13 protein-coding genes and 1 pseudogene are annotated in these 12,131 nt (G+C 48.3%); 5 read left to right on the top strand and 9 right to left on the bottom strand.

Annotated elements, in window-relative coordinates:
* Positions 1 to 126: 126 nt before the first annotated feature.
* From NNO02_RS20975 to NNO02_RS20965, 3 genes are all read right to left on the bottom strand, one after another.
* Positions 127 to 435: an SDR family oxidoreductase gene (locus NNO02_RS20975; RefSeq protein WP_267445765.1), complete on the bottom strand. Its 309-nt coding sequence runs from the start codon at positions 433 to 435 to the stop codon at positions 127 to 129.
* Between the two features lie 280 nt (positions 436 to 715).
* Complete coding sequence (locus NNO02_RS20970; protein WP_267448869.1) at positions 716 to 1,435, bottom strand: SDR family oxidoreductase; 720 nt, start codon at positions 1,433 to 1,435, stop codon at positions 716 to 718.
* Between the two features lie 3 nt (positions 1,436 to 1,438).
* Positions 1,439 to 2,545, bottom strand: a complete 1,107-nt coding sequence (locus tag NNO02_RS20965) for an alkene reductase (RefSeq protein WP_271455637.1) — start codon at positions 2,543 to 2,545, stop codon at positions 1,439 to 1,441.
* A 101-nt stretch (positions 2,546 to 2,646) separates the two neighbouring features.
* On the opposite strand from NNO02_RS20965, the gene NNO02_RS20960 reads away from it, so the two are divergent.
* The 4 genes from NNO02_RS20960 to NNO02_RS20945 all read left to right on the top strand — a co-directional run bounded on the left by NNO02_RS20960 (position 2,647) and on the right by NNO02_RS20945 (position 6,549).
* A complete protein-coding gene (locus NNO02_RS20960) occupies positions 2,647 to 3,558 on the top strand; it encodes a LysR family transcriptional regulator (protein WP_271441763.1) in 912 nt (303 codons plus the stop codon).
* A gap of 117 nt (positions 3,559 to 3,675) precedes the next feature.
* The gene (locus NNO02_RS20955) at positions 3,676 to 4,854 is read left to right on the top strand and encodes an MFS transporter (protein WP_267453888.1); all 1,179 of its coding nucleotides are present in this window, start codon (positions 3,676 to 3,678) and stop codon (positions 4,852 to 4,854) included.
* Positions 4,854 to 5,252: a VOC family protein gene (locus NNO02_RS20950; RefSeq protein WP_267429143.1), complete on the top strand. Its 399-nt coding sequence runs from the start codon at positions 4,854 to 4,856 to the stop codon at positions 5,250 to 5,252. Before NNO02_RS20955 ends, NNO02_RS20950 begins: the two co-directional genes overlap by 1 nt.
* A 517-nt stretch (positions 5,253 to 5,769) precedes the next feature.
* The gene (locus NNO02_RS20945) at positions 5,770 to 6,549 is read left to right on the top strand and encodes a glycine betaine ABC transporter substrate-binding protein (RefSeq protein WP_267447003.1); all 780 of its coding nucleotides are present in this window, start codon (positions 5,770 to 5,772) and stop codon (positions 6,547 to 6,549) included.
* Between the two features lie 71 nt (positions 6,550 to 6,620).
* On the opposite strand, the gene NNO02_RS20940 is transcribed toward NNO02_RS20945, so the two are convergent.
* The 5 genes from NNO02_RS20940 to NNO02_RS20920 form a co-directional block, all read right to left on the bottom strand.
* Entirely contained in the window at positions 6,621 to 7,433 is an 813-nt protein-coding gene (locus tag NNO02_RS20940; RefSeq protein WP_168978869.1) for a DoxX family protein, read from the bottom strand.
* A gap of 19 nt (positions 7,434 to 7,452) precedes the next feature.
* On the bottom strand, positions 7,453 to 8,010 hold the full coding sequence (locus NNO02_RS20935) for a YbhB/YbcL family Raf kinase inhibitor-like protein (protein WP_271455636.1): 558 nt from the start codon (positions 8,008 to 8,010) through the stop codon (positions 7,453 to 7,455).
* A 137-nt stretch (positions 8,011 to 8,147) separates the two neighbouring features.
* Positions 8,148 to 8,324 (bottom strand): hypothetical protein, encoded by a 177-nt coding sequence (locus tag NNO02_RS20930; RefSeq protein ID WP_271455635.1) that lies wholly within the window; start codon positions 8,322 to 8,324, stop codon positions 8,148 to 8,150.
* Positions 8,325 to 8,444: 120 nt separating this feature from the next.
* Entirely contained in the window at positions 8,445 to 9,539 is a 1,095-nt protein-coding gene (locus NNO02_RS20925) for an L-dopachrome tautomerase-related protein (protein ID WP_271455634.1), read from the bottom strand.
* A 249-nt stretch (positions 9,540 to 9,788) separates the two neighbouring features.
* A complete protein-coding gene (locus NNO02_RS20920) occupies positions 9,789 to 10,712 on the bottom strand; it encodes a DMT family transporter (protein ID WP_271441766.1) in 924 nt (307 codons plus the stop codon).
* Positions 10,713 to 10,845: 133 nt separating this feature from the next.
* On the opposite strand from NNO02_RS20920, the gene NNO02_RS20915 reads away from it, so the two are divergent.
* On the top strand, positions 10,846 to 11,340 hold the full coding sequence (locus NNO02_RS20915; RefSeq protein ID WP_267453886.1) for an Lrp/AsnC family transcriptional regulator: 495 nt from the start codon (positions 10,846 to 10,848) through the stop codon (positions 11,338 to 11,340).
* Positions 11,341 to 11,863: 523 nt separating this feature from the next.
* On the opposite strand, the pseudogene NNO02_RS20910 reads toward NNO02_RS20915, so the two are convergent.
* Positions 11,864 to 12,131: pseudogene (locus NNO02_RS20910) on the bottom strand (hypothetical protein); the annotation flags it as partial.

Below are 12,131 nucleotides of genomic sequence, written 5' to 3'. Positions count from 1 at the left end.
TTATATATCTTTAGATTACGATTAAATGTTAATCACCCTTTGCACATAATCATGGAAATTATATTATCCCGTCATGCTTCAATTCTTTACTCGATCATATGCAGCATATGCCTAAAAATAATAATATCAACTCACTCGAGTTGACTCACTCACCTCAGTGTTTTCCACCAGCTCATTTAATATTTCACCGTCCATCAAAATGGTGGTATCAGCAATAAAACCCGCTTTATCACTGCTCAAAAACAGACACAGCGCCCCAACCTCTTCCGGTCGACCGGAGCGACCAACCGGATGCTTCTTCACCATTTTCTCACACACAATACGCGAGCCCTCATGAGCGTCAAACCAGGCCTGATTACCGACGGTATCAATAAAGCCAACACTTCGCCTCAGGAGAGGGTTCGACCACACCAACCACGCGCTATGCGTTAACATAAAAAATGACAAGATTATGCACCGAGTCATCTTGTAACCTTAGATTCAAAATCATGTATCACAGGATATGCTAGCGAGTGCCATGCGATAAATCGCTAAATTATTACTGAGATATGCGCGTTTCGTTGCAAAAATCAAGGAAGGGATGCAAAGAGAGGCATATGGGTACAGATAAATCTTTACCAGCGAAAGACCTCACCGGACAGTCGGTGTGGTCAGCCGTATCGATTAAGGGGCCTTTAAGCAGGTCCCGGTATAGCATCGGCTGGCAGAGGCGTTATCAGTTGATAAGCGCACCTCCGTCAATATCCACCACGCTGCCAGTAACATACGGATTATCAATCACAAACAAATACCCTTTTGCCTGATCTTCTGCGCGACCATACGCTTTAGCCGGCAAATTCTCAGCGGCTCTGGTCAGCATTTGCTGACGGTCCTTAAGCGTCATACCCGCATAGGCTTCGGTATTCGTGAGACCAGGGCTGACGGCATTAACCCGCAACGGAGAGAGTTCTTTCGCCAGCATTTTCACCGCGGATTCAAGCGCGGCATTAATGGTGGTTTTCACTATCGTACCGGGTACGGTACGCCGCGAAAGGAAACCTGTGGTCAGGGTCAGCGTACCGCCCGGTTTGATTTTTCCACTCAGATGATGCGCTACGGCCAGGCTACCCCAGAACTTGGTATTAAAGGCCTGTCTTGCTGCAGATAAATCCAGTGCAGTCAACACGCCACCTGGTGCCTGCGACCCTGCCGTCACGATAATATGGTCCACTGGTTCCAGCGTCTTGCCCAGTATCGCCACCTGTTTTTCATCCGCGATGTTCAACACGACAGTTTCCGCACTGGCACCAGTTACCTGCAAACGCTGACACGCATCCGAGAGTTTATTGTCGTCCCGGCCAGCAAGAATAACGTGCCCGCCCCGCCCGGCCAGCAGTTGCGCCACTGCAAATCCGATACCGGTTGCTCCACCAATAATCAGTGTACGCTGCGTCATAACTCAGACCTCGGTTGTCAGGGAGGGATAATCGGTATAACCCACTTCACTACCGCCAAACAATGTTGCCGGGTTACCCATCGCAGCCAGCGGTAGATTTTCTTTCAGACGGTGAGGAAAGTCCGGGTTGGCGATAAACGGACGGCCGAAAGCGACCAGGTCCACAATTCCCGCAGCCAGCAGTTTTTCCGCTTTTTCCCGGGTGTAATTTCCTGCCACAACAATCGTGCCGCTGAAGGTCGCCCGCAGGGTTTCACGGAACTCATAAGGGACCTGCGGCGCATCATCCCAGTCGGCTTCTGCCAGATGGATAAAGGCGATACCCTTTGTTTCGCACCAGGCAGCCAGCACCAGAATCGCCTCAATCGCCTGTGGGTCATCCATGCCGCGCTGGGTGATAAACGGGGCCAGGCGAATACCGGTACGCTCCGGACCAATGGCTTCGCTGATGGCTTCCAGTACTTCCTGAGCAAAACGCACGCGGTTTGCCAGGCTGCCACCGTATTCATCAGTACGTTTGTTCGAGGAGCGACGCAGGAACTGGTCAATCAGGTACCCGTTACCACCGTGGACTTCCACGCCATCAAATCCGGCTTCCATCGCATTAATGGCCGCCTGACGGTAATCCGCAATCACCTGCTGAATATCGTCACGGGTCAGCTCACGCGGCACCGGACAATCGACCATTTCACCGACGCCCTCCTGGTTTACTACCCACACCTTTGCATCAGGTGAAAGCGCAGAGGGAGCCACCGGTTTACCGTCCGGGTGAAAACTTTCATGGGACATACGCCCCACATGCCACAGCTGTGACAAAATAGTGCCGCCCGTGCAATGGACAGCCTCCGTTACCAGACGCCATCCTGTCACCTGCTCAGCTGAATGAATCCCTGGCGTCCAGGAATACCCTTGCCCCTGGGCTGAAATCTGCGTTGCTTCAGTGATGATAAGACCAGCGCTGGCGCGTTGCTGATAATATTCCGCCATCAGCGCGGTAGGAACATTGCCTGGCTGCGCGGTACGGGCCCGGGTCATAGGAGCCATCACAATACGGTTTTTAAGTGTGTGTGTACCAACAGATGTGGTCTCGAAAAGTGTGTGTTGAGGCATGTTCTGTTCTCCGGAACGGTTGATTGTGCTTGACTTTACGTCCTGCGAGTCGCTTTGATAATGGCAGTGATGACTGATTATCTATTCAGGAAATTGGAATAATGGGTAAGTTTGAAGACATGACGTTACTGGTGGAAGTCGTTGAAGCCGGTGGACTGGCTGCCGCAGGGAGGCGGATGAATCTTTCACCTGCCACCATGACGGCACGGTTAAAGGCGCTGGAAGAACGCTATCAGACCCGGCTGTTTAATCGCTCCACCCGTGCAATTGCACTGACACGTGCAGGTGAGGATTTTTACCACGCCGCACTTCGCGTGATGGAGGAAGTGGCGCAGGCAGAGTCGAAACTGGCACAGAAAGACGGGATAGTCAGCGGCAGCCTGCGTATTTCAGCCCCCTCAGATTTTGGTCGGCAGTATCTTTCAGCCGCACTGCTCGATTTTTCCCGCCTGTATCCTGAAGTCAGAAGCTCTGTCTATCTGAGTGAAAGCGTGGTGGATTTGATTGCTAACCGTCTGGACATGAGCGTGCGCTTCGGCAACCTCCCGGACAGCAATCTGGTCACAAAATTTATCCGCCCCAATCATCGGGTACTTGTCGCGTCAAAAGACTACCTTGAAACACACGGGGCACCTGTGCATCCGGATGAACTTCACGGGCATCGTTGCCTGGTGATGGAGCAGCGTGGCACGCTGATGAACGAGTGGCGCTTTGAAGAGCATGATGTGCCCTCTGTGGTGCGGGTTACACCGGCCATGGTATGTGATGATGGCGCGCTGTTACGTCAGTGGGTACTGGCAGGTGCGGGTATCGCCAGCAAATCATGGTGGGATGTGAAGCGAGATGTCGAACAAGGCCGGCTCACCGTGTTATTTGCCGATACCTTTATTGGCTTCAGCCGGAATGATAAAAAACAGGTGGGTCTCCAGTTTGTCTACCCGCAGAGGCGATTTCAGCCCCTGCAGGTGACGGCGTTCAGCGAGTTCTTTATTCACTGGCTGGATAATGAATAACGCAGTGGTCACCGGTTTATTCATTAAAATGAAATAATCCATTCTGTTTTACTGCCATTATCAAATGTAGCTCCGTGTCCGAGAATGAATCCCATCATTCATCTGCCAGAGTCACTTATGAAACCGCAACGTATTCCATTACAGGTCTGGATACTGACCTTATCCGCTTTTGCTATCGGCACCGCTGAGTTTGTGGTCGCCGGGTTATTAACCACCATGGCGCACGCCCTCAATATCACCGACGGCCAGGCGGGAAACGTTATCACTGCTTATGCTATGGCGATTGTTATCGGCGGACCTGTGCTGACGCTGTGGCTCGCCCGTTTTGAAAAACGTAATGTCCTGGCCGGGCTGATGGTGCTGTTTATTGCCGCCAACCTTGTCAGTGCCTTAGCGACCAGTTATCCGGTGCTGCTGGTCAGCAGGGTACTGGCAGGACTGGTACAGGGGCCGTTTTACGGCATCGGCGCGGTGGTGGCTACGCGACTGGTGGCAGAAAACCTGGCAGGCCGGGCAGTCGGTCAGATGTTTGCCGGACTGACGCTGGCGAACGTTCTGGGGGTGCCGTTTGGGTCATGGATTGGCAATATCTTCGGCTGGAATGTGACGTTTTACGCGGTCGCAGCCCTGGGCGCGGTGGCGCTGATTGCCATCATATCCACCATTCATCGCCAGCCCATTGAGGAAGGTAAAAGTATCCGTCAGCAACTGGCTGTGTTTCGCCATGGTCCCCTGCTGGCAAGCCTGGCGATTACCGTCCTGAGCTGGACCGGTTTCATGACCCTGTACGGATATATTGCACCGCTGGCTGAGCAGGTCGCTGGCTACAGTGTCGGGGCGCTGACCGCCCTGCTGTTTGTGGTGGGTATTGGCCTGGTGGCAGGCAACCATATTGGCGGTATCACCGCTGACCGCAATCTGCGTCAGGCGCAGCTTTTATGGCCAGTGCTGATGGTGGTATCCCTGATTGTTGTTGGCCTGGTCAGCAGTCATTACTGGCTGTTTATGGTGGCGACGTTCCTGTTTGGCATTGCTTCTTTTGGCAATGTTCCGCCGCTGCAGATGAACGTGATGAAACACGGCAGTGCCGCACCAGAGCTGGCAGGTACTGCCAATATTTCGGCATTCAACCTGGCGAATGCCCTGGGAGGGATTATTGGCGGACTGACTGTTGACAGTACCTTCGGTGCGGCCGGTATTCCCTGGGTAGCCACGCTGATACCGCTTGCCGGCATTGCGTATGTACTGTTCAACCGCCGCCACACCCGCCTGAACATTCAGGCAGCGAGGTCATAATGTACATCGATCACGCGACATTCCGAAGCAGTGACATGGACGCCACACGAGACTTTTTTATCTCAGTCTTTAATTTACTGCCCGGGGCGCGCCCCGGCCTTATCAGCAACCGCATTCCCGGTTACTGGCTCTATGCGCAGGACAAACCTCTGGTGCATATTATTCCTGCGGGCGACGAAGGGCACCCGTTACCCGCTACGGCGTTAAAAGAAAGCATTGACCATGTGGCATTTCATCTTGAAGGCTACACAGCCTTTCGGGAAAAGCTCCAGGGTCTTGGGATACATTATTCTCTGATGGACCTGGCTGATATTCAGGAGCGGCGAGTTTTTATACGAGCACCCGGAGGGCAGTTAGTTGAAGCGGTGTTCAGTGAACCTGTACCGGAGTCAGCATGATGGACAATGCTATTTTCTGAAGCGGTTCGGGTCTGTACGCATGTCACTTTTTTGTCAGCATCTGGTTTATGGCGGTATCTATTGTCAGGCAGTATGGCAGGTTATCGAATTTAAATATCACCATGCAGGGATAATGGGCAAATCTGAGGCCAGTTATCCCGGTTATTTTCACTTTTGAGAGATAAGTCTTAATGTTAAGTCATTATTTTTAAACGGTTCGATTTGCGCTACTTTATAACCTGAGCTTTTAACGGTATTAATAAGAGAGCCTGCTCTTGCTATAAATTAACAGTCATCACTTCTGTGATATTTATATTGAGTTCTACACATTAAGAAAGACAAGAGCGGATGTTCTCTGTTGGGGATGGTTCCTATGAGTCCGCATACTCTACAAAAAATATTATTCAGCCGCGCCCCGGTATTAAAGTTCGACGTAGTAACAGAAATGTTACTTTTACGCTATGGCTAATACAGCATAGCGTTTTTTTTATCCGACTATATTCCTTTGAGGACAAGCATGAAAAAAACACTTCGTATCGGTCATATTGATTTAAGTTTCCATGCTGCCAGTGCAGCGCTGGTTTGTACTGTATTTGAAAAATATGGCTGGCAGGTTGAAATGACCGCCAGCCCTCATGAAGAGATGTTTAAGCGCTATGGGAAAGGAGAAGTGGACATGCTGGTTTCAGCCTGGCTCCCTGCCAGCCACGATGTCTATCTGGCCCCTTATCGGGATAATACGGTTAAATTAACAGTCCTGTATCATCCTTACTGTATATGGGGAGTCCCTGATTATATCTCCCCCAGCGATGTGGCTTCTGTTGAAGACTTACTCAGACCTGATGTCCTGTTGAAAATGGAAAAAAGGATCCTGGGTATTAATCCGGGGGCAGGAATCAGCCGTTTTTCTCGTACTATGGTCGAGGAATATCAACTTACCCATTCCGGTTATTATTTTGAAAATGGCAGTGAAGCTGCGTGCTACAGCAATTTTGAACAGGCTGTCAGCGATCAGCGCTGGATCGTTGTTCCCTTGTGGCATCCGCAGTTCCTGCATTACCGATACACCATTCGGGCATTAGAAGAGCCAAAAGGATTACTTGGCGGACAGGATGAGGCCACGCTGATTGTATCCCGGTCGGTTATCGGAGATTTTGAACCCCCGTTACTGGCGGAGTTGAAAGCTTTATCTCCAGGTAATGACGCAATCAGCGAACTGGATTATCTCATTTGCAGAGAGAATAAAACGCCACGACAGGCGGTTGAATCCTGGTATCAACGTCATTCCCGGATTTGATAGCCTGGTTGCATAATGAAACGGTAAACAACGACAGGTTCATGTTGTTTACCGCTTACGATTGTCCGTAATCAGAAGTCTTTTAAACGCGTGTTTACACCCGAGAAAGGAGATAAGGCCGGATGGAAGGCCGTTTTCCATTCCTGATCCAGTGATAATCGTCCGGCGGTATCAGGCAACAAAAACGGGATAATGACCATAAAATAAAAGAACGGGAATTCCCATCCCCCACCGGACATCATCCAGGTATAACCAATACCAAAATGTCCACTCATCACTTCTGCGGCAATAAGGTATATCGCGGCAATGAAAGCACCTGCCCGGGTGAGTAAACCAAAGCCAATTAAAACAGCTGAAGTAAATTCAGCCAGCCCCCCCAGAATAATCATACCTGATGCCATATTTGCACTGAGCACTGTGCCAAATGTGTGCATGCCCACAACATTCTGGAAAAAGCTCACGAGACCGGCATCATGATATGATACAAATAATTTTTCCGTGCAGTGTGTCAGGAAATTAAATCCAACAAACATTCTTAAAAAAGAGAGTGCAACTTCCTGGTTATTGTACTGATGAATCCCATCGCGAAAAATTATGACAGCCTGGATCAGTAGTGGAATAAATGTCATAGATGTTAACCATCCCACGCGCGACCAGTCATGCTGATCGGCATTTCTGACCACTATCAGCGTAAAAAAAAGCGTCAGCATAAAGCTGATAAGGCGGTTTTTACGCCATAAAAGTGTCGTCAGCGGGATCAATAATGAGAATAATGCCATCGTTATGGCAGACCATGTTCCGTCATAGTTATTCAGATAGCTAACTGAGACGATGAAGGAGATCATCCCTGTAATAAAAGTCAAATAATAAATTTTCGTTTTCATTTTTTTACCTTTTAACAGGTTATTTTGTCTGAGTTGTCCTGAACACCCGAAGCGTTAGTGTGGCTTTAGCAAGAGAATGCTTGTTAATAAAATAACCAGTCAGGGGGGCTGTAGAGTTTACCGGGACCTCCAGTTTTTCAACATCAAGCGCATGCAGAGTGTAAATATACGAGTGGACTTCTCCGGCCGGTGGGCAGGGACCAAGAAAACGGCTGTTACCAGTGTCATTAGCTTGTACTCTTGCTCCCTGCGGTATTTCATTTCTTGCCAGATGATGACGGGATGAAGGAATATCAATCATCATCCAGTGCCAGAACCCACTCCCCGTATCCGCATCTTTATCATAAAAAGTGATAGCAAAACTGCGCGTATTTTCGGGGGCAGACTGCCATGCCAGGGCTGGCTGGATATTTTTTCCTGTACAACCGAAATCATTTGCCAGTAAATCAACAGCTATATTTTCACCTTCTTTCACTTCTGCGCTATTAAGAGACATGCTCGCTGCGTAACCGGTGGCAGTTGATAAACCCGATAACAGGACAAGCGGCAGTATTATAATTTTTTTCTTTAAATGCATATATCCTCCATGCTGAAATATGAAGTGGGCATTGGTAAATACATTTAATTTATAACACTGCGGTTCGTTTTTGGTTATCAATCAATACTGAATGGATAATTCACGCAACATGAATAATGCAAAGTAAGTTATGTGATTTAAGTCTTGTTTTTATGTTTGCGAACAACTGTACTGTAACAACAGGAGGTTAATAGATCTTCGACTTGTTTAATCTGCGCTTCAATTATCTGAATATGTTCAGCCAGCCAGCAGAGACTAGCTCCGGCAAAAGAGGATACTTTTGCATGGTCAATACAAGGAGTTGATACCTTCATGCTGATGCTCCTCATTTTTCGGGATGTGTTGCCACAATCCAGCCAGGTTCTATGGCATCGTAAAATGAGGAGTATCCATCATATTATCTCAGTATCAGGTGCCGGCCAGCCTGTTACGATTCACTGACTGGATGTGAACGGTTGTGTATCGTCTGTCCATACACGCAGAATACGATAGGGGGGCTCACCTTTATCGCCAGCACCAGTAAACGCAGCGCTTCGATGCAGTTGGTTAGCCGAAATATACAGCCAGTGTTGATCGCCAAATTGCACGCTGTCAGGCCAGTCAAGCAACGCTGAGCGCACCAGCGGGATCAATTTCCCTTTACTATCCATCATATCAACACCGTTATTATTCAGATTAGTAAAGTAATGCCTGCCCTGCGCAGAAATAGCGGCACCATCTGAAACCGGTTTTGTACCTGCAGTCCGAATATGTTGAGTAATGGCTTTATCATCAGCCTTCTGCAGGTACTCAGTATCAATTTCATACCAGGTGGTACCGTTCATTGCGCCAAAAAATAAGGTTTTACCATCTGCGGAAAGTGTTATTGGATTCACGCCAACCGAAGCTGGCTTGCCATTAAACAGAGTATCCTGACCATCAATATGCATCACCGCCGATCTTTCACTTTGCAATGCAGGATGGCCGGAAAAACGGCTGGCTTTTTTACTGGCGATATTAACGGTAATCAGTCCAGGATTACTGATATCTGCCAGATAGATCCACCCACCGCGTGCATCAACAACCAAATCCTGAATAAAACTACCACGAGGCGCGATAGTGTCATCCAGTTCGATGGTCATCAGGTGCTTACCACTTTTTATGTCAAAGCTAATTATACGCGTTTTGCCAGAGTTTAGCCCCATATCTACCAGCCATAAGCGATTTTGCGCGTCGCGTGTAATACCTAATGGTGTATCAATTTGGTGAGATAAACTTTGGCCTTCGTTTTTTTGCCAGGAGTCATCGGGCCAAGCTTTCCAGGTCTCTTTGCCTGTGATCTCAATCAGACGCCAGCGTGAGGGGCGATCCAAAGGGTGTACCGTTGCAAATACGCGGCCATCATCAGAGACGGTGACATTTCCCGGCCGAATATTCAGTGCAGCAACAACTTCCAGGTCACCTTTTTTAAACTGTGTCTCTGCAAATGCAGTCGTTGAATTAAATATCAGTACAGATAATAAGCTGGCGATTAACGTTTTCTTATTCATTTCATTCTCCATAATCAGGTAAACACATCATGGGCACAGACAGCGCTTAAAACACAGTCAATAGAAATCGACTTCCACTGCACTGAGCAACAGATATGTAATTATTGTCCTGTGCCATGGTAAACAGGTCTGTAGGGAAGAAAAACCTTGTAACAGAGACAGGTGTTATACTCAAAAAACGAAAATCCCCCTGAGGATTAACGCCATTTTCATTACCGTTCCTGGTAGGAACGATGCCTGTTATTCTCTTTATTGACGACTGCTTAATGCAGTGAAAAAAACGCCAAGGCAAATAAGTATCAGCCCGCTAATAAATAAAGGTGATAATTGATTTTGCAGCCACAAGGCGGAGGCAAGCGCACCAATAATCGGTACGCCAAGGGTAAAGTTGGACATGGCAAACGTAGTAATACGTCGACCATATTCAGAAGAGATCACGAAACAGAAAGAGGTTGCGACGGGACCAATAAACAGTAACTGCCACAGTAAGCCATGTGTGATGTGAATATCAGACACTGGGCGCTCGAACAGCACGGCGACAATCCCCAATAAAACCGACGCGATTAACATCTGCCAGGGCGCAAGTTGCAGCGGTGTGGAGACCCAACGATGATGGCGGACATGATAAATCACAATTGACCAGGCCATTGCACAAATCAGTAATAACAACGCCGCTAAGAGGCTGTAATGATCCCAGCGCATCTCCGATGGCGAACAAATCAGCGCCACCCCGGAGAGTCCGGCCATTAATGCCAGCAACTGCCCACGACCCGGGCGAACTCTCAGCATAATAGCCGTCAACAATATACTCCATAACGGCGTGGTATAAGCCAACAAAACCGCGCGACTGGTGTCCGTATATTGCATCGCAATCATCCCCAATCCGGTAAACAACATCATTTGCAGAATCCCAACACTAAGGATAACAGGCCAGTCCTGACCAACCGGTAAGCGGAGTTTCCCCCTGAAAGCCACAAAAGCAAACAAACAAATTCCGGCCGTTGTAAAACGTAATGTCGCCAGCCAAAGTGGCGGAACGCTATCCAGAGCCTGACGCGTAACCGGCCAACTGGTTCCCCACAGGACAACCATCACCGCAAGCCAGCCCAGCGTATGCATTTTCGTCGTAGATGAGTGGCAAACGCTCGCACTTTCACAATTTTGTATGGACATAAGACGGACTCCTGATAGCAGAAACGACCGTACCATGTTAATTTCTTTATCAGGGTAGATTAGTTCTATATTGACCGTTAAATGGCAAAAATAAGAATAAATATTTCCACGTAGCTATTATTTTAGGAAAATTATGTCCACTAATCCTGTTCAACTTGATGAAGTTAGCCTACGTATTCTCGATATCCTGCAACATAACGCGGATATCAGTAACACGGAACTGGCTGAAAAAGTCGGCCTGTCAGTATCCCCCTGCTGGCGTCGTGTGGCAGAGATGAAAGAGAATCATGTTATCAGGGGCTCGGTCATGCTGGTGGATCCTCTGAAGTTGGGGTTAGCGGTCAATGTGTTCGTGCATGTCTCCCTGCGCCAGCAGGATAAAACTTCACTGCAAAAGTTTACTGAAGCGATAAGCGATCGCGAGGAAATCATGGAGTGCTACCTGATGACCGGAGAAGCAGACTTCCTGCTAAGGGTAGTGGTGGAAGATTTACAAAAATACCAGGTGCTGATTATGGAATGTTTGACACAAATTGAAGGCGTCGCGAGTATTCGTTCCAGCTTCGCGCTGAATCAGGTGAAATATACAACCGTACTGCCTACCCGACATCTGAAAAAAAAGTACTAATACCAGGTATTATCATCCTGCGATTAACCAGTAAAAGCATCAATGGATTCTCTCCTTACAGGGAAATATTGATGTAATAATTGGCCTTACCGACTTAATGAGCCCCTTCCAGGCAGAGAACTCTGAAACGGGCCCACAAACAGTCCAGGTGCAAACGACAAGCCTACGATTTGTCCTGAAAGCATCAGTCAAAACGCACAATTCAGTCAAAAATATAATATTAAAAATCAAACATATAACACTTTTTCCATATCGATATCATCATCCCCTTTTTGCCCCCTCCTTTCAACGTAAAAAACCAAAATCCCCAACAAACTCAATCACCTTCCCCACCAACCACACTGCCGCCAGCCGGTGATTACCAGAGTCATCCGATGAAGTCCTAAGAGCCCGCACGGCGCAAGCCCTGCGGGCTTTTTTGTGCCCGTTACAGCCCGAGAACATCCAGCTAAATCCAGAGCAAATTGTGCACCGCCTCATGTGAGCGGATATAGCGATAGCGAACGGCAGTCTGGTTAATCTCCTATTTTGTCACGTCGATACTGTTGCGCAAACCCTGCATTCTGCGCAGGCTCGGTTCATCACCGGCAATGAACTGTTCGCGATATTCCCATTCAAAGTCGGCCAGCCCACCAAACACCGGTGAAAAACCCCTGGCGTAAGCTGAGGACGTTTTGTATCTGTTCAGTTTAACCTTAACCCCACAAAAATGGTGGTTAGAACAACATACCATCTGCTTGCTGCCATTCAATTGGGCGAATAAAATAGAATGAATACATCCGATTTTAATA

Origin of the sequence: Citrobacter sp. Awk 2 (assembly GCF_028069815.1) — a bacterium.
Lineage (GTDB): Bacteria > Pseudomonadota > Gammaproteobacteria > Enterobacterales > Enterobacteriaceae > Citrobacter.
This window is presented reverse-complemented; position numbering and strand designations above follow the sequence as displayed.